This is a genomic window from uncultured Campylobacter sp., assembly GCF_938017705.1.
Taxonomy (GTDB): Bacteria; Campylobacterota; Campylobacteria; order Campylobacterales; family Campylobacteraceae; genus Campylobacter_B.
The window spans coordinates 1-18,398 of record NZ_CALIIS010000095.1 but is presented as its reverse complement, the minus strand read 5'-3'; the positions used below and the strand labels follow the sequence as shown (position 1 = coordinate 18,398).

Annotated in this window: 16 protein-coding genes; 3 read left to right on the top strand and 13 right to left on the bottom strand. The window is 43.8% G+C overall.

Annotation, left to right across the window (positions count from 1 at the left end):
- The coding region (locus Q0605_RS04955) for a hypothetical protein (protein WP_298704777.1) at positions 1 to 791 on the top strand (791 nt) is incomplete at its 5' end.
- A gap of 192 nt (positions 792 to 983) precedes the next feature.
- Here the strand turns inward: Q0605_RS04955 and Q0605_RS04950 are convergent.
- Entirely contained in the window at positions 984 to 1,724 is a 741-nt protein-coding gene (locus Q0605_RS04950) for a hypothetical protein (protein WP_298704775.1), read from the bottom strand.
- Between the two features lie 88 nt (positions 1,725 to 1,812).
- On the opposite strand from Q0605_RS04950, the gene efp reads away from it, so the two are divergent.
- Positions 1,813 to 2,379 (top strand): elongation factor P, encoded by a 567-nt coding sequence (gene efp, locus Q0605_RS04945; protein WP_005871146.1) that lies wholly within the window; start codon positions 1,813 to 1,815, stop codon positions 2,377 to 2,379.
- A 279-nt stretch (positions 2,380 to 2,658) separates the two neighbouring features.
- On the opposite strand, the gene Q0605_RS04940 is transcribed toward efp, so the two are convergent.
- From Q0605_RS04940 to Q0605_RS04895, 10 genes are all read right to left on the bottom strand, one after another.
- Complete coding sequence (locus Q0605_RS04940; RefSeq protein ID WP_298704773.1) at positions 2,659 to 2,892, bottom strand: SelT/SelW/SelH family (seleno)protein; 234 nt, start codon at positions 2,890 to 2,892, stop codon at positions 2,659 to 2,661.
- Between the two features lie 150 nt (positions 2,893 to 3,042).
- Positions 3,043 to 3,753, bottom strand: a complete 711-nt coding sequence (locus Q0605_RS04935; protein WP_298704771.1) for a metallophosphoesterase — start codon at positions 3,751 to 3,753, stop codon at positions 3,043 to 3,045.
- A 446-nt stretch (positions 3,754 to 4,199) separates the two neighbouring features.
- Positions 4,200 to 5,252: a GDSL-type esterase/lipase family protein gene (locus Q0605_RS04930; protein WP_298704769.1), complete on the bottom strand. Its 1,053-nt coding sequence runs from the start codon at positions 5,250 to 5,252 to the stop codon at positions 4,200 to 4,202.
- Positions 5,245 to 6,555: a DUF459 domain-containing protein gene (locus Q0605_RS04925; protein WP_298704767.1), complete on the bottom strand. Its 1,311-nt coding sequence runs from the start codon at positions 6,553 to 6,555 to the stop codon at positions 5,245 to 5,247. Before Q0605_RS04925 ends, Q0605_RS04930 begins: the two co-directional genes overlap by 8 nt.
- Positions 6,556 to 8,115 carry an MBOAT family O-acyltransferase gene (locus Q0605_RS04920; RefSeq protein ID WP_298704766.1) on the bottom strand — a complete coding sequence of 520 codons (1,560 nt, stop codon included), beginning with the start codon at positions 8,113 to 8,115 and terminating at the stop codon, positions 6,556 to 6,558.
- 1,098 nt (positions 8,116 to 9,213) lie between these two features.
- Positions 9,214 to 9,357 (bottom strand): hypothetical protein, encoded by a 144-nt coding sequence (locus tag Q0605_RS04915; protein WP_298704764.1) that lies wholly within the window; start codon positions 9,355 to 9,357, stop codon positions 9,214 to 9,216.
- 246 nt (positions 9,358 to 9,603) lie between these two features.
- A complete protein-coding gene (metE, locus tag Q0605_RS04910) occupies positions 9,604 to 11,886 on the bottom strand; it encodes a 5-methyltetrahydropteroyltriglutamate--homocysteine S-methyltransferase (RefSeq protein ID WP_298704762.1) in 2,283 nt (760 codons plus the stop codon).
- A 354-nt stretch (positions 11,887 to 12,240) separates the two neighbouring features.
- Positions 12,241 to 12,825, bottom strand: coding sequence for a hypothetical protein (locus tag Q0605_RS04905; protein WP_298704760.1), 585 nt, complete (start codon positions 12,823 to 12,825; stop codon positions 12,241 to 12,243).
- A 254-nt stretch (positions 12,826 to 13,079) separates the two neighbouring features.
- Complete coding sequence (locus Q0605_RS04900; protein ID WP_298704758.1) at positions 13,080 to 15,260, bottom strand: STT3 domain-containing protein; 2,181 nt, start codon at positions 15,258 to 15,260, stop codon at positions 13,080 to 13,082.
- Between the two features lie 525 nt (positions 15,261 to 15,785).
- On the bottom strand, positions 15,786 to 16,160 hold the full coding sequence (locus Q0605_RS04895) for a hypothetical protein (protein ID WP_297905105.1): 375 nt from the start codon (positions 16,158 to 16,160) through the stop codon (positions 15,786 to 15,788).
- A 126-nt stretch (positions 16,161 to 16,286) separates the two neighbouring features.
- On the opposite strand from Q0605_RS04895, the gene Q0605_RS04890 reads away from it, so the two are divergent.
- Positions 16,287 to 16,529, top strand: a complete 243-nt coding sequence (locus Q0605_RS04890) for a hypothetical protein (protein WP_298704756.1) — start codon at positions 16,287 to 16,289, stop codon at positions 16,527 to 16,529.
- Between the two features lie 30 nt (positions 16,530 to 16,559).
- Here Q0605_RS04890 and Q0605_RS04885 read toward each other — a convergent pair whose 3' ends face one another.
- Together Q0605_RS04885 and Q0605_RS04880 are read right to left on the bottom strand one after the other, a co-directional pair.
- Positions 16,560 to 17,684: a TIR domain-containing protein gene (locus Q0605_RS04885; protein ID WP_298704754.1), complete on the bottom strand. Its 1,125-nt coding sequence runs from the start codon at positions 17,682 to 17,684 to the stop codon at positions 16,560 to 16,562.
- A 60-nt stretch (positions 17,685 to 17,744) separates the two neighbouring features.
- Positions 17,745 to 18,398, bottom strand: a 654-nt coding sequence (locus Q0605_RS04880) for a saccharopine dehydrogenase C-terminal domain-containing protein (protein WP_298704752.1), incomplete at its 5' end; no start/stop codon positions are given.

The window sequence follows — 18,398 nt, the reverse complement described above, 5'->3', positions numbered from 1 at the left end:
TGAGCTTAAGCTTGGCTGGATGCGATAGGGGAGAAATAGAGGATATTCAAACGGAGGATTTTTATGCCGCCAATCCGGATAAAGCAAAAAGCGTCTCCGAGGCGTGCGCCCTAGCCGATCTATCCAAAGAATCGGCAGAGATTTACGACAACTGCGAACGAGCCGCGATGGCGTATTTCAAAATCTTCTATAAAAGTATGATGCAAGCGGCATCAAGGCAAGAGGTAAAGGCGCAAGATGAAAAACAAAAAGCTATGTGCGAGCGCAAAGAGGTGCGAAATACGGAATTCGACGTGGAATGCTTTCTGTTTCTAGCCGTCACGGGTTTGCCGATAAACTCTACAGCGCCTAAAAATAGGCTGACTTATCTACTGGAGGAATGCAGAAATGATACAATCAGCCCGAAATGTAGGCTTTTAAGAAAGGAGATAAAGTTTCTCAAGGAAGACCTTAGAATGAGCAAAGAAGAGGTCTACGAGGCATTATCGAAAAAATTGCAAATCGTGATAAAAGACTATATTGATTTTTACGTATCGCAAGGTAGATTCGACGAAAATCCAAACAAGATAACAAGCATGACGGTCGAGCAGATAGCTCCAAACTCGATTAGCATAGGCACGACGAGCTATGTCAGCTGCTTTACTATAACCACAATCAATACAGGCAAAAACGCTAGTTTGGAGATACGAAAAGGCGCAAGCCAAAATGACGAATTCTGCATGGAAACATATAAATTGCCCGAAGTTGCAAAAATTCTAAATGAAAACGGCGGTGTTATTAGGCTTAGATAGCAAAATTTTATATTTTCAAATTTGATTACAAAGTCTTAAGAGTTTAATTTTAAAAACTGAAATTCCGCCGCTTGAAATTTTAAAGCGGCGGAATTTTGTGAAATTTCAGCTCGCGCAGGCGGCTTGTACTACTGCGAGCAAACTCGCGCTGTCCGCGCACAAACCCCGCGCCATAAATTCCTCAAATTTAGACTATTTTTTCACCTTGATCACGTATGGCACCGATTTGATCACGCCTTTGGAAAAGAGCGTCTTGGTGTCTGCATACACGGCGTCAAGCTCGGCTTTTGAGACGTCCGCATCACTTACCTGCACGTCCTTGTTATAGTATTTCTCGATCACGTCGATCGCGCCCTTTTGATCGCTCGGAGAGAGGGTTTTTAGATGCTTTAAAATCAGCGCCGATTTGATAAACGCGCTCTTGCCGTGCACCGGCGCAAATATCAATTTTACGTTGCTATTGCGAAGATGCTTCGTGATCCTCTTCATCTCCTCGGCGCAATACGGGCACTCTGGATCGCCTACGATGTAGGTCACGAAGGGATTGTTTTTATCAAACGACTCGATATAGGCAAATCTCGCGGGATCTATGCTCTTTAGCAGCTCAAGCGCAGCGGCGTCCCTGGCGTCCTTTAAAATTTGAGTTCTCATCTTAAATAGCGCCGCGTCCGCCGCGTCTGCAAGCTTAGGCTCCTCTGTTACCGCCACTAGGCTTTTGCCGTCGTCGCTAACCAAAAACGCCTCTTTTTTATCTCCCGAGCGGACGATCAGCAAATTTAGCCCGTTTAGCGAGTTTAGCTTGTCGATCGAGATGAGCTGAGCGTTTTTATCATTTAGACTTTGCTTTAGGTTTTTTACGAACTCCGCTTCGTTCGCATTCGCACCGAGCACAAAAGCCGCACACGCAGCCAAAACGTAGATGAGTTTTTTCATAGCTTCCCTCCCCTTAAAATTTCGCCAATTATATCAATTTAAAATAAAATTTGTTATAATCGCGCCTCATTAATTTAAGGAGAAATTTATGGCTTATTCAATGGGCGATCTAAAAAAAGGTCTAAAAATCGAGGTGGACGGAATTCCGTTTAAAATCATAGAATACCAACACGTAAAACCTGGCAAAGGGCCTGCTTTCGTGCGCGTTAAAATAAAATCTTTCATTGATGGCAAGGTGCTTGAAAAGACCTTCCATGCGGGCGATAAATGCGAGGCGCCGAATCTTGAGGAAAAAGAGATGCAGTACCTCTACGATGACGGCGAGGCGTGTCAGTTCATGGATACTGATAGTTACGAACAGATCGCGATTAGCGACGAGGACGTGGGCGAGGCGAAAAAATGGATGCTAGATGGCATGATGGTAAATATAATGTTTTACAACGGCAAAGCGATCGGCGTGGATGTGCCGCAGGTGGTGGAGCTTAAGATCGTAGAAACTGCGCCAAATTTCCGCGGCGATACGCAGGGCAGCAACAAAAAGCCCGCCACCCTTGAGACCGGCGCCGTGGTACAGATCCCATTTCACGTACTCGAAGGCGAGGTCATCCGCGTTGACACCGTCCGCGGCGAGTATATCGAGCGCGCAAATAAATAATCCCCCCCCTCTGTTTTTGCGAAATTTTGATTTCGCAAAAATTCCTCTTTCTTTTAAAATTTATAAATTCCGGATGATAAATTTAAATCGCATCGGTTGCGTAAATTTTGATTAAAATGGCTTTTCGAATTTGCCGCAGCGTGGATCATTTAATCTAAATTTTGCGTAGCGCTGATTTGGCAAAATTTAAAATGGTTTTACGATTAAATTTAGGGATATGAAATTTGAGTATAAAAAACGCCCGAAAGCAAATCTTGCGACCCACTTTCGGGCTTTGAGCTAGGCTGCAACTTTAATTAGATTTAAAATTTCACCTTCACTTGGAAAACGAGGCTTAGCAAAATCTTTATTGAAGAAAAGCTTTCTGCCGTCAACTTCTACTAGAAAGTCTCCGCTGTCACCAGGGACCAACTCGACAACTGCATCCTTATAGACGCCTGTTATTTCATCTCTCACACGGAGAGCTTGCGGTCTATAAGATCAAGAATTACAATAAGTAATTACAACCTTCATCTTTATTCCTTTCTAAAAAAGTGCCACATTGTAGCCAAACTAGCTTAAATTTTAATATAAAGGCTCAATTTCGCGCGCCTCAGCATTTAAAATTTACGAGCGAATTTCACCATTTGCAAAGCTTGGAATTTCACTGCTGTGAGCCCAAGGCTAGTCCTCAAATTTTAAAATTTCATCGTAGCAGAGATAAAAATCGCAGCCGTGCGCGCGGAATTTCTTATCGCCGTGAAAGTGTCCGAAATACCACCGCGCAGGCTTTATGAGCTCAAAGATTCTCTCTAAATACTCAGACGTTTTATCGGGAGTACTTTTGCCACACCAAAGGTATTCTTTTAAAAATTTCATCGCAAACCCCGGCGCCGTGTGGCTTAGCACCGCGTCTATTCGCCCGCCCGTAGCGATGAAATCGCGCGCATTTTGCATCGCGCAAGCAAACTCCTCCTCGCTTGGAATCTCGCGCGCCCACCAGCTAAGCCCCGGTATCCGATGTGCCTTATCGACGCTAAGCGCGCCGCCGAAACACAAAAATTGTCGCTCTGCAATCTCGTAAATTTCGCCGCGCCGCAGCCAAAAAATATTCTCGCCGCCCACGCCCACGGTGCCTCCGAATTTCCGCTCGCGCGGCAGCTCGTCCAACATATCGAAATTTTCATGGTTGCCGTCTATGAAAAGAAGCGTGGCAGGGAAATATCTTTCTATATTTTTGCGCGCCATAAACTCATCTATCCGCTCGCTCCAAAACAGCCCAAAATCTCCGAGCACGATGACGAAATCATCGGCGCTAAGCCCGCCCGCAAAGGCTTTGTTCGTTATTTTACCGATCTCGTTTATTCCGTGCGTATCACCGCAAAGATATATCATCTGCCTCTCCTTTTTTGCTTTCTTAAATTTAACTCGCCGCGCTTTGTTGCAACCCATGCGAATGAAATTTTAAGCGCTAAATTTTACGCAGCGCACACCGCACAGACCTTTCGCCCCTAGCCGTAACCACATAAATTTAATCCAAATTAAAAGCGTAAATTTGGGCGACATATTTTAAAAGCACAGGCATCAAGCCTATCGACGCGTAAATTTAAAGCCGCAGCTTCTGATTTAAATTCCGCGGCGCAGATTTAAGCGGCGAAATCCAAGTAGGCGCAGCTTTGCTTACTGCCGCTAAATTTTAAATTTAGCGACGAATTTTGTAAATTTATAGCGAACCACATAAATTTAGCGGCGGATTGTGCAATTTCTACAAAGAGCTTTGTAAATTTTCACAACGAACTTTATAAATTCCACGGCGAGCCGCCTAAATTTAAAGATTAAATTTAAAGCCTGCCGCGCAATTTCGTCGCTAGCGCTGCGCCGATTTTTTCGTAGCCCTCTTTTTGCAAGTGGATTTCGTCAGGGCGGATCAGCCCACGCTCGCGCCAGCCGCGCCAGCCGCCATCCTCATCCATAAGACCGGCTATGTCGTAAAACATCGCCCCTTCGTCTCGCGCCAGATGCGCTAGCACCTCCGCAGCGCGTGAGGCGTTTGGCACTTTAGGGCTTCGCGGCGGCGCTACGAGCAGGATTTTTGCGCCCGGGCTCGCGGAGTGGACGCTACGAATAAGTCCGCGGATGCTCTGATAAAATTTTTGCTCGTCAAATTTCGGATCCATCGCATCGTTTGTGCCGTAAGCGATGACTACGAGATTGTATCTAAGTCCCGAAAAATCCCTACCAAAGGCATCTGCACCCCATTTTTCGTAGAGGTTGCTAAACGCGCCGTTGCTCGCACAAGAGTCTGCAAAGCGCGCGTTTTTACGATAAATTTTATATCCTCCAAGCTCTGCTCCGTCACGCAGCGATCGAATTTCGATCGGAAATCTAAGTCGCAGCTTAGAATACTCCCATTTCTGCGGCACTTCTTGTGAAATATACGCGCTTAGCCCGCTTGCATCGCGTACGCGAAAAATCTCACCGCCCTGATCCGATTTATGCAAAATTTCGACGTAAAAATCGCCGCTAAGCTGCTTTAGCTCCAGTCGCACATTAGCGCCCTTTTTGCCGGTAGCGATCACTCCGCATAGTGGAAAATCGGGGTCTTGCTCGGTGCGGGATGAGATTACATTAAAGCCGCTTTGCTTAAATTCTATATTTTCGCTTTTGTGATATTTAGGCATCATTGCAGGCACGAAGCCGACGCTGTTTTGCACGAAAAAACCATGTCTGAAAGCATCTATCAGCGCGTCGCTTCCTAAATGCGAATCGCCAAAAAATTTCACTCCAAAGCCCGCAGAGCTTTTTGCGTTTGCGGAATTTATGCCGCGAACGCCTGCGTTTGCCGCGCATCCGCTTAATAATGCGGCAAATAAAATCACTATAAATTTACTCAACTTCAATCCTTGATAAAATTTCTTTCGCTACCGCTTCGCAACCCTCTTTGCTCATATGAATGCCGTCGTCTTGACGCACGCGCACGAGCTTGGAGCCGCTTTGCAGATAGGTTTTATAGGCGCCTTTTTCGCACACCAGCGGGGTTGTTTGCATAAAATACCCGCCAAGCGCCATACTAGCGTCGGCATATATTTGATTTAGCAGCTGCGTTTTCTCCTCAAAATCCGGCTTTTGCATACACGGCATCGCTAGCCACAGCACTCCCGCGCCGTGCGAGTGCGCCGTATCGTAGATCTCGCGCACCCTTGAGGCGTAAAACTCCCGCCAGCGCGGCGTTTTGATGCCATAAGTTTTACCCCCTGCGCGGTACTCCCACACATCGTTAGCTCCTAGAAGCACGACTACGAGCTTAACGCCGCCATTCTCTCTAAGCGCGGTATCGAGCGTCTTTTGCCAGTCAAAGGATTTCTTACTCGCAAGCCCCGTAGATTGCTTGCTAAGATCAATCACCCTCAGGCTTCGCTTCGGGAAAAATTTCTTAGCGTTCATCCCCACGTATTGCATCAGGCTATCGCCCATAAAAAGCACCTCATCGCCTGCATTTAGGCGGATTTTGCCATCGTCGCTAAGCGAAATTTTAGCATCGATCTCCGCGGAGCTTTGCGTCGTTAAATTCTGCTCCAAAGCCTGCGAAGCAGGGAGTTGAGAATCGGAATTTTCGCCGCTTTGCAAGGTTGCGCTTGCCGTAACGGAGTTTTGTGACGCAGAGGAGCTGCGCGGCACAGAGCTTGTTGTAGCCAGGCTTTGTGACACGGAATTTTGCGAAGTAGAATTTTTAGAAGCGGAATTTTGTGCGTAAGGCCCCTGCGCAGAATCGCGCGTCTTTAAATGATGCGTAGAATTATTTAAAGAGGAATTCTTCGCGGCATGGGCTTGCGGCTTGCTATCTTGCGGTTTAACGCTTTGCGAAGCATCGTGATCTCGCGCCCTCGTGCTTTGCAAAGCTTGATTTTCCGCCATGCGATCTTGCGCAGATTTTTTAAAATTTTCGCTTCCGTCATGCGGACTTGCGTCCTCATCCTTGCTAAGATCCTCGCCTTTGATACGCTGCTCAAGCTTATCTGCGACATTTGCAATCTTTTCGTAGATCTCTCCGCCTACGCGAAACGGCGAGCGGCGCAGCCATTCTTCCAGCCCGAAATCATCGTGAAATCGCTGCTCCAAATAATAAAGCAGCGAGCCTTGCATAAAAAATGCCGAGAAAAGCAGCGCAAAAAGTAGAGTCGAAACAAACCTAAGCATCTAAAATCCTGCGTAGATGAAATTTGGAATTCCGCTTGGCATCAGCGCGAAAATCAGCGTGAAGATCATGCCGAGCACGAGAGCTTTAGGTAAAAACGGCAGCTCGGCAAAAAGCGCGATCAAAGTATCTTTAATAGCTGAAATTTTAGGATAAACAAAAATCCCCGCTAAAATCACCGCAAGCGCCGCTAGCTCGCTAATATCTCCGAAAGCTCGTGCGCGGGTAAAAGCGCCCAAAATCGCCGCCGCATCTGGCAGGGAATTGGCGAAAAAAATCCAAGCGAAACTTACAAAAATATAGGTGCAAAATAGCGCCAAATGTGGATTTAGCGGCTTTACGCCCACTTTGGCAAGGCATTTTAAAAACACAAGCGCCACTCCGTGCAAAAGCCCCCAAATCAAAAAATTTAATCCCGCGCCGTGCCAAATGCCAGATAGCGCAAACGCGATTAGCAAATTTACGCAGGTGCGCGCAAAGCCATTGCGCGAGCCACCAAGCGGGATATAAATATAATCGCGTATAAACGTGGATAAGCTAATATGCCAGCGATCCCAAAACTCGCCTAAATTCTTAGCCGCGTAGGGCATATTAAAATTCTGCGGCAGCTTAAAGCCCATCGCAAGTCCAAGCGCACGCGCCATATCGATAAAACCGCTAAAATTCGTATAAAGCACCACGCCATAAAGTAGCAGTGCAGCTAGAATTTGCGCCGCAGAAGACTCTGGCTCGTCGCCGTAAACGCCTGAAATCACATCGCTATAATACGCGCCCAAATAGCCGCTAATAAGCAGCAGCTTAACTAAGGCAAAAATTATAAGCACATAAATTTCATCGGCATTGCCAAAGTGCTTGAAGCGATCAAACTGCGGCAGTACTGGCTCTACGCCCTTGACAGCGCTAGCGCGCCCGATAGGACCCATCACGACGCTAGGAAAAAATGCCAAAAAGCACGCCAAGCTCAAAAAGCCCTGCTCGCCGCATTCGCGTCTATAAACCGAGACGAAATAGGTGATCGACATGAAAACATAATATGAAATTCCAAGCGGAAACGCCACGCTATCAACGGCATCTAGGTGCAGCGCGGCAAGCACGGCATTGAAAAACTCCCTGACGTAGCCATAATATTTAAAAAACGCGAGAAAAAATAAGCCGCCAGCAACCGCCGCAAGCATCACTGCGCGTGCCTTCGTAGTGGGTAGTGGGAGCTGCTTCGCTAACCCCGCTTTTTGCACCTGCTTTGCTATGCCAGCTTGTTTTGTTACACCCATCTGCTTGGTTGCCACTTTACGCGAGAGCTTTTTCTTATGCGAAGACTGCTTTGCGGGCGGTATGGCTTTTGCGACTACGCGATTAGCGCGAGCGATACACACCCCTGCAAAATATACGAAAGCGCTATAGGCTGCAAGCACCAGCGCAAAGCGCGGATTTACGGAGCACATAAAGCCGTAGCTTGCTAACAGGATCAGGATTTTTTGCGCGAAAATATGATTTTTGAGCGTCCAATAAACGATTAAAAACGCTAAAAAAGCAAGGACAAACTCGGGCGAAAAAAATGTCATTAATCTTTCCAATTTAAATTTTTAAAGCTCTTGCGGCTTTTAAACGCTCGCGGCGTGAGATTTATACGAAGCGAAAAAGCTTTTTTTAAATCGCTTACAGCACGATATTTTATGCGCAGGTGCGGCATTGCGCCGCTAAACGCTCTAATAAATCTAGCGTCCAAATCCTTAGATTTCATGGACAGCTTGCATGCAAGCCCTTGCCACGTGAGCAAAATTCCGCCACAATAGCAAAATTTAAAATCCAAATGAGAGCTCGACGCACGAATAAAATTTTTAAACGCACTGAGCGGTTTGCCGTCAAATTCTTATAAAACCTCGCAAACGCAGTCTCATAGGTTCCACCCGCAGGATTTCAAAATAAGCGCCTTTTGGAATTATGCCATATAAATTAGGCGCGCGACGCCGCTAAAATCCTACGAAATAAGATGAGCCACTTCATCACAACTATGAGGGCTAAAATTCTACAAAGCAAAATTTTAAAAGCCAAAAATTTTGCGGCGATGATAAAATTCCGCCCGTTAAAATCTATCGCGCGAAATTACTAAGTAAATCTCACTTTAAAGCGTGATAGAAACCATCTAAAAGCTGCGCCTTATGAGCCAAAATCATAGCTTTTAATTTTTACTGAAAATTGCAGACCTGCGCCTCCATAAAGGCTCTTTTAATTTTATGGTAACGCAAACGCGCCTTACGCTAGCCTCGCTCTTTCTTGCAAAAAACACAAGTTAAAATCAATGAGTTTCGCGTAGTAAAATTTTGGCTCTAGACTTGGTTTTAGCGCGACGCAACTTCAGGCTCGCCAGGCGAAATTAGTCGTAAATTTAATGCGCTACATAAAGTTTAGTTTGAGCTGAAATTTAACCTAGCAGAGCCGAATCTCGCTTCGTAACCTAGCCATTCTAACGAGATAATGTAAATTTTAATTTGCAATTTAAAATTTCTAGCGCAACGATACCGGCTTTGGCTCGTGTCTTGAAATTCTAATTTAGCGGCGCGAGTTCATAAAGCGCCGCGTAAAATTGCAAATTTCAGCGTTTTTTATTCGGCTAGCGAGGTTTGTGCGCGCAAGAGCTGATTTGCGAAAATTTTAAAATTTTATCGCTTGCCCCAGCCCGCCTTCAGGGCAATCGCGATAAAATTTACGCTCTGCGTCTCAAGCAAGCAGGCAGTTGCGATGAAATTCCAAGCTAGCAATCGAGATGAAATTTTACGCCACATTTTAAAAAATCCCGCGCCCACCCAACTGCGAAATCCGTAAATCTTGTGCGAAATTTCATATTGCTACATTACTTAGCGGCTATCAAATATGCTTGCCAAGCAGACGCGTAGAAATCTCGCACCGTCCTTTCATGCTCGTTCGAAGTAAAATTTCGCACAAATATTTTAGTGGTCCATGCTCGAAATAAACGTTCCACATAATTCTATCGCAAAAACAGCTGTCGGGTGGAATTTTGCCCGACAGCAAAGTCTTTTTTTGTGCTAGATTTATGCTTCTGTGCGGATAATCCTTACCGCTTCGACCATATTTTTTAAGCTCGGCTCCACCTCTTCCCATTTGCGCGTCTTTAGGCCGCAGTCCGGGTTGATCCACAGCTGCTCTTTCGGAAGCACCTCAAGCAGCGCGCGGATCTGGCTTACGAGCTCATGTACGCTAGGAATTCGCGGGCTGTGGATGTCGTAAACGCCGGGACCGACCTCCTGCTTGTAGCCGACCGATCTAAAAATTTTAAGCAGCTCGTTGCCGCTGCGAGCGGTCTCGATGCTTATGACGTCGGCGTCCATCGCCTCGATCGTTTTAATGATGTCGTTGAACTCCGAATAGCACATATGCGTGTGGATCTGCGTCTGCGCTTTGGCTGCGCTAACGGCGAGCTTAAAGGCGCTGACGGCAAATTTTTCATACGCAGGGATATTTTCCGCGCGTAGCGGATAGCCCTCTTTAAACGCCGCCTCATCCACCTGAATGATCTTGATACCCGCGTCTTGCAGATCTGAAATTTCATCAAAAATCGCGAGCGCGAGCTGTTTTACGATCTGCTCGCGAGGCTTATCGTCGCGCACGAAGCTCCAGTTCATGATCGTAACCGGGCCCGTTAGCATGCCTTTCATAATCTTTTTGGTGCGACTTTGAGCGTATTTGATCCACTCTACCGTCATCGGTTTTGGACGGCTTACGTCGCCGAAAAGTAGCGGTGGCTTCACGCAGCGGCTGCCGTAGCTCTGCACCCAGCCGTTGGCACTAAACGCGTATCCGCTCATCTGCTCGCCGAAATACTCGACCATATCGTTACGCTCGGGCTCGCCGTGAACCAGCACGTCTAGGCCGATCTCATCTTGAAATTTGACGCAATCGTCGATATAGGCTTTGATCTGCTTCTCGTAATCCTCGCGCGCTAAAAGTCCCTTTTTGTAGGCGTTGCGAACCTGGCGAAGCTCGGCAGTCTGCGGGAAGGAGCCAATCGTAGTAGTAGGTAAAATTCCATAGCCTAGCTCCTTTTTCTGTACCTTAATGCGATCCTCGTAGCGATCGGTGCGTTCAAGTTTGCTTAACGAGTTCACGCGAGCAGAGACCTTCTCGTCGTGGATGAGCGGCGAGCTAGCGCGAGTTTTGGCGGATTTTTGATTCTGCTCGTAAGCTTTCATGCCGTGCTCGCACATCGGAATTTCAAAGAAAAGATGGGTCAAAATCGAAATTTCGCTTAGTTTTTCGACCGCGAAACTTAGCCAGGATCTGATCTCGGTGCTTAGCTTGTCCTCATATTTTAGCGTAAAAGGCACGTGCAAAAGCGAGCAGGAGGTACCCACGTAGATGCGTTCCTTAGGCACGTAGACCTCGATAGCTTTGAGCTGGGCTAGCTTTTTGTCGATGTCGCTCTTCCAGATATTACGCCCATCGATCACGCCTGCGAAAAGCACGGTCTTAGCGTCTTTTAAAGCTTGAAGCTCTTTTTTGATATTCTCCTCGCTTGCGTAAACAAAATCAAGCCCGACCGCCCAAACATCGGTCTTTACTATCTCGCGCACGGCCTCAGTCGCATGCTCAAAATAGGTCATAAAGATAATTTTTACGTTACTTGCAGCCTTGCTTAGGCGCTGATAAATAGGCTCAATCTTTGGCGCTAGCTCAGTCGCGCGATCCGTTACGAAAATCGGCTCATCGATCTGAACTACGACCTCGTTATCAAGCTCGCTAAGAAGCTTTAGCAGCTCCTCATATTTCGCGACAAGGGCATCTAAATGCGCGAGTGGATCACTTTTGTCGCTTGATTTGCTAAGCGCGAGATAGGTGATAGGTCCGATTAAATTTATCTTTAGCGCGCAGGAATCCTTAAAATCGTTATTCTTCGCAGCCTTGTACTCGCTTAAAATTTTACTAGGATTTAGGCTAAATTCCGTATACGCCGAGATCTCGGGCACGATATAGTGGTAGTTTGTGTTAAACCACTTCGTCATCTCCATCGCGACTGCGTCTTTACTGCCGCGCGCCATCGCAAAATACTGCTCATGTGCCGAAAGAGCTGCGAAGCGCTGCGGGATCACGCCGAAAAGCACGCTGGTATCGAGCATCAGATCGTAGTATGAAAAGTCGTTTACGCTAATCAGGCCGCTCCAAGCATCCAGCTGATATTTGATGTGGCGATCTTTTAGCTCTGAGGCGACCCGTTCCAGCGCGTCATAATCACACTTGCCCGCCCAATAGCTCTCCAAAGCCTTCTTTAACTCGCGCTGCTCTCCGATACGCGGAAAGCCCGTAACGTAACTCTTCATCTCTATCCTTTGAGTAAAATTTTGGTATGAAAATGTTGATTTTATCTAAAATTTCTTTTGCCGTCATTAAAATTTTAATCTAATCTCGAAAATGAACGAAATTTTATCCAAAAGCGCAGGGGTGGAATTTCTCGATAAAATCTGAAATGGAATTTTTATCGACGGAATTCCGTAAGTTAAAATTTTAGGATTGAATTTAAAGGCGTTAAATTCATCATAATTTAAACCTCATCGCAAGATTCTACTAAAACTTAGTAAAGCCTTGCGACGAAGCTAGCCTTACCCGACACACCGCAAAGCCACTGAGCATCAAGGCTCTATGAAAGCAACGCAATGCCTTAAATATGAAAATTCTTAAAATTTATAATTATATCCTGCGTAAACGCCGTATTTTTTACCGTCGTTATCTTCGATATAATCGCCGTCTTTGTACCACGCCTTGCTTGCTTTAAAGCCCATTTCAATCTCGCTATTGGAGCCAAACTCATACGCGGTACCTATCTTGCCGCCCAAAATGAAGCCGCCCAGCGTATCGTCCGCTCTAACCCAGCCGCCATTGCTATAATCTATTTTAACTTCAGTATCTAAAACCGAAAGCCCAGCGTAAGCGCCTAGGACGAGCTTAAATCTACCGAAAAGCTCCGGCGTAAAATCCGCACCGGCTACGAAATCGTGCGTGCTCCATTTAACCTTTCTTTTCGAATTGGCATTCGAGCTGGAATCCTCGCCCTTAAATCCGTAAAAATATCCGCCGTAAGCTCTAAACGTGCCGAAGTCATATCCGGCTTTAACGCCGATTTGCGGTTGTCCGTCATCAAAACCCGCAGCTTGGTTTTTGAAATTGTATCCGCCCTCGCCGCCTATGAAAAGCCCCTCTGCCATCGCGCTTACTGCAGCTAAAGAACTAAGCAACAATGCTTTTGCAACTAAATTTCTCATCTTTACTCCTTTGGGTGAAATTTCATCTTAATGATAGCGACACGCTTCGAAACCTAGGCTAAATTTAAAGTAAATACATAACATTTACGATTTTTAGTGACAAAATTTTAAAGTATTTTTGTAATTTATTTATAGCCAGTATAAATTCTAAATCTCAGCATATAATTTACATTATAATTTTATCGCTTAGTAACATACGCTTTGTAAAAATATAGCGCAATAAAAATTTACGCGGTATTCCTCTGAATATAAATTTATCTTAATAACTTGTAAATCCGCGCAGAATTACTTAAATAAACGGGCTCAAACAGATCTTTATCATAGTTTTCCAGCACAAAAAGTTGGATAAATGCCGAGTTAAAGACCTTTTTATCTAAGATTAAAATTCTTTGGTAATCCGGTAAAAATATCACGTAAAGATTGGAATTTTTATCTATCTGCTTAGATAATTTTACGAGTTTGCCGTTTACTTCGCCCACTTGATAATATGAATTAATAGGCATTCTTTTTCCGTCATAGATTAGGTATTCAGGATCGACGCTAGGCAGCGTGCATTCATCATTTATTATGATGCTCTCTCCATCTTTGCCCATTCTAATATCATAACCCACATGAATAAATGGCGTCCAAGACTCTTTACCTGTTTCTATATTTACGGTAGAAAATCTTAAGATATTAGGCAATATATCTATCATGTGCGGTACGAAATAATAATATATATCCCTAGTTTTCTGTGGAAGCTTGAAATTCTTATCGCTTAAAGAACTTAGAAATTTATTGATATCGGCTTCGCCATAATCTTTTTGAATTTGATATAGATTTAGTTTAAATTTATCTTCCAGTTTAGGATCAATTTTTTTACCTTGCGACTTTTGTATATATTCGACATTAAGCCTTGCCATATTAGCAGAGCTTACCTCATCTTTATTAAAGGAAAATGCACTCATAAAAGTGTATTCTCCCGCCTGTCTACCTCCGGGATCAGCTACTACTTTCACATCGGAGTAATATCTGATTAAATATCCGTAATCCCACCACGATAGCACGTAATCCTCCCTGCTGGCTTTATTTTTTAGCTCTGCAAGAGGCATTATGGAGTCTTTCGTAAGCGTAGGCGCAACTCGGAATTTATAAATAAAATCTATGCTAGGCATTATCGCTAAACAAGTTAAAATAGCTAACAAAGTACTTCTAAGCCAGGTGCGTATTTCAAAGTAATTCAGCGTGAAATATATAAAATAAGCAAATCCAAGCGCTATCATCGGCGTAGCGTACATTGTAAAGCGACTTCCACCGAAAAGTGCTAAAACTCCAAGCGCTATCATCGGCAAGGTTAATATAAACGAACGGAATTTTATCAGCAGTAGAGCCAGCCCTCCTACGGCGCATATAAATATAAATAGATGCCCACTAGATTCAAGCACAAATTTCATGAAATTAGCATTGGCAACCTCGTTAACCGTATTTCTAACACCATAGAAGTAGAAAATTTCCTCTTTACTTACATCCTTTAAGATGTAAGCTTTAAGCTGCACTGCTATGGGCGTAAGTCCGCCGAATATGATAAACATAATTACGACGATCGCACCCAAGATCCAAAGAGCCTTTTTACTTTTATGACTTGGAATTTTAATCATTAAAAAATATAGCAATGCAATCAGTGAGATTTTGAACAATAAAATATAATTTACAATTATTGTCTCACCTTCGTAATACGCGCTAAAATTTATAACTGCAACGACCATAAGAATAATCGCTTTGTAATTTTCCTCATTGTGTCTATTAAAAATCAAAGTATGGATTAAAAATATCACTATAATCGCCATATTTAGAGAATACGAGCTAGGATACCACCAATCATAAATCACCGTAAAAACGGCAGGTAAAGCAAAGCTGCTCTGCTTCCTTCGCCCTATGAGCCTAATCAAAGCCCATAGCGTTAGCAGCGGCAGAGCAACATTTAACATATCGCTATCGAAATACCCGCCCAAAGTCCTAATATAATATCCGGGCAGCACGCAAGCAAGCAGCGCTGCGATGATGCCGGCGCCCATAATCTTGTACTCTCTTGCTATCAAAATAATCGGCACGGCCACCAGCGGCGCTAAAAACACGCTCATATAGATCGTAATGCTGTTTAAGCTGACGGGTAAAATTTTGCTAATTAAAAATGCCAGAGTTGGGATCGACGCGCCGTATGGGCTAAGATCGCCAGGTTGATGAAAGCCCGCTATCATATCGCGCGCGCCCTCGGCATTGGCAAAAGCGTCATTTGTAGTCATGATGAGCTCGCCGTCAAAGGAAAACTGCTCGATCCCGCTAGCCCAATATATCCAAAAAAACCTGCACGCCACGCCGAATATATAAACCAGCGTCATGATCAAAAAGATATCCATGCGGAAGCATTCGCCGTTTGTAATTCTAAATTTTTGCATCTTTTTCCTTGATTTGCCGTTTGAAGTACCGAGCGGCAGGCAAAATTTGCCTCTACAAATTTTACTCGCTTTATCGCCCCGCGCTAAATTTTAACGACATTGTTTAATTTGCGTTTATTATAGCAGAATTTATCAATATTAAAAGCAAAATTTTAAAAACAACCGAAGTCAAGCCGTTTAGAATTTAAATTTGTGATATGCAATTTTGGCGACCATCAAAAAATACGATACATAAAGATAGAGATTAAGATTTAAACTAAATATCCAATATAAGGCAGATACAAAACAACACTAAGCCAATAAACATGCGTATATCTAGCATATTATAAATTCCATCTTCTGGGTGCGGAATGAACAAATATAGGACAATAAACATAACGAACGCTTTTAAAAAAATATAATAACGTTTTATTCATAGACATATATTTAGCGATCTATGCTATGGCTAAATGGCAGAAACAACCGGTCGTTGCAAGAAGCTTACGACGAGCCGGTGGATTTTTGTGGTTTAGACGAAATTCTCGCCTAATACGCGTCGCACATAAATTTACAGACGGTTTTCGTGCGCAGATTGAGCATGATCGAGCTTAGGCATCTGCCGTCCTTATTACCGCTTAGCAGGCGCACGGCGTCGCCCTCTTTCCACTGCGTGCTGTCACCCTCGATCGTTCTGTAATGCGCGCCGTTAATGACAAGCGATTCGCCACCCTTTAGAGTTTTATCAATCTTTAGATCGCTTGCGATCTGGCTTAGATCGCCTTTTAGGGCATTTGCGATTAGTTTTTCCTCGGCCTGCTCATGCGTCTTCATCGAACTTTTGGCAAAGTCCGGTACCTGCACAGTTTCGGTCTGAGCCGAAGCAAACACGGCGAGCACGCAAGCAGCGTAAATTAGTTTCATATTTTCTCCTCGGTTTTTTCAAAATTTCGGCGATTATAGCAAAGTTTACTTAAAAATTTCGGTCTAAATTTAGCTAGAGTTTAAATTTAAGAAACCGCTCGTCTGTTTAAAACAGAGCCGGACTCGATGGCAAATTATAAAATTTCGCCGCAATTTAAAATTTACTTATTAAAATACGCCGCGAGTGCGCTTAACCAAACAAACAGGGCTATTATCCAAGACATCGTCCACGGCGTACCCGCAGAAAACGCCGCAAGCATCGCCGAGGAGAGGATGCTGCTGCCGTATTGCAGCAAGTCTATGAGTACGGTGGCATTCGAGCGTGAGGCGGATTTCGGGGATGCTAGTTGTGTAACGGAAAGCGGCTAAAACTTTGCTGCTGTTAACTTCAAATTTCTTTTAATCCAAATAAATTATATCAGTTGTCTTGAAACGACTTGCCCAATTTTCTATAGTTTTTGGAATTTTGTTTTTGTATCTTTGCTCCGTTGTAAAATAATATATTTTATCTACATCACAAAAAGCACCCCAAATTTCTTTATTATCATCTACTATTAAAATCGCAGCATAGTCACTATAAAATCCTGGAACAAATGCGTCAATTATAGTTGCTTTAAAGTCATCAAGATTATCGCTGGGCATGTCACGCCCGAAGCATTTTAAAAAATCATTCCATTTGGTTTCTGGACTATAATTTTCTAAATCATGTTTTTCATCTTTAGTGATTAATGCATATATTTTTGATAAAACAAAATCATCTATGATGTCATCATAAAATGTAAAAATATCCTTTTGAAATTCATAAATACCGTCGAAATATGCACCTATGCCACACAAATTTTGACAGTTTATCGGATCTATTTGAATTCCATCTTTTATTTTCACAAATTTAATTTTACTTTCGCTTTCTTCGAATATAGCTTCATTTTTTGATATAAATTTGGCATATTCATTTCCCAATATACCCAAATATGCTCCATTTTGAACCATTAAATCAAAAATAAAACCATTTTGTTTTACGTCTTTTATAAATAAAGAGCCCGTATTGCTAGGCACGATACTATCTCGCTCCCATTTACCCCACCATCTTTGATTAAAAACTAATCCGATTTTCTTAATAAAAAAATCTACTATCTCTTTTGGTGTTTTATTTTTGGCACTTATATATGCTAAATTTTCATTAAGACCAGGCAACTCTGTATTATCAAATTTAACTGGAAGTATATATTCTTGGTCTATTTCGTTTAACGCTCTTACTTGAACAGATCTATATTCATGCCTGGTCCACTTTTTATTTTTATATTGCTCGGAAATAAAAACTATTGTGTATTTAGCCTTATTTTGATAGATATCTTGAAGGTATTCAAATAAATTTTTACCCCAAATTTCATCTTGGTTAAAATCATCATAAAATACTTTTACGCCAAAGTTTTTAAGAAAACTGGCAACTTCTTCTACATACTCTCTATTTTCTCCAGCAAATGACAATGCTACATCATACTCGTATATTTTATTTTGTTTCATATTTATCCTTTAGGGTTTATATAATGTAAAAAATTAAATTACAAGTATATTATAAGAGTATCACTCCGCTTCATACCTCTCGCCCGGTTTCATTTCGATCATCTCCCACGACAACCCCTGTTTATTTAGCTCGTCCATGAAAGGCTTGGCGTCGAAATTTTCCATATTAAAGACGCCTTTGCCGCTCCAGATGCCCTTTGCCACCATCATCGAGCCGATCATCGCTGGCACGCCCGTCGTGTAGCTCACGGCCTGCGCGCCTGTCTCGGCGTAGCAAGCCTCGTGGTCGCAGACGTTGTAGATATAGACTTGGCGCTCTTTGCCGTCCTTGAGCCCGCGGATCACGCAGCCGATGTTTGTTTTGCCCTTCGTGCGAGGACCGAGCGACGCAGGATCAGGCAGCAGGGTCTTTAAAAATTGAATCGGAATTATTTTCACGCCGTTGTGCTCGACCTCGTCGATGCGTAGCATGCCGACGTTTTCTAGGCATTTCATGTGAGTTAGGTAGCTCTGTCCGAATGTCATGAAAAAGCGGATTCGCTTTAATCCTTTGATGTTTTTAACAAGGCTTTCAAGCTCCTCGTGATAGAGCAGGTAGCTGTCTTTGACGCCTACTTTCGGATAGTCCCATTTGAACATTATTTCCATCGGCTCAGTCTCTTTCCACTCGCCGCGCTCCCAGTAGCGGCCTTTTGCGCTTACTTCACGTAAATT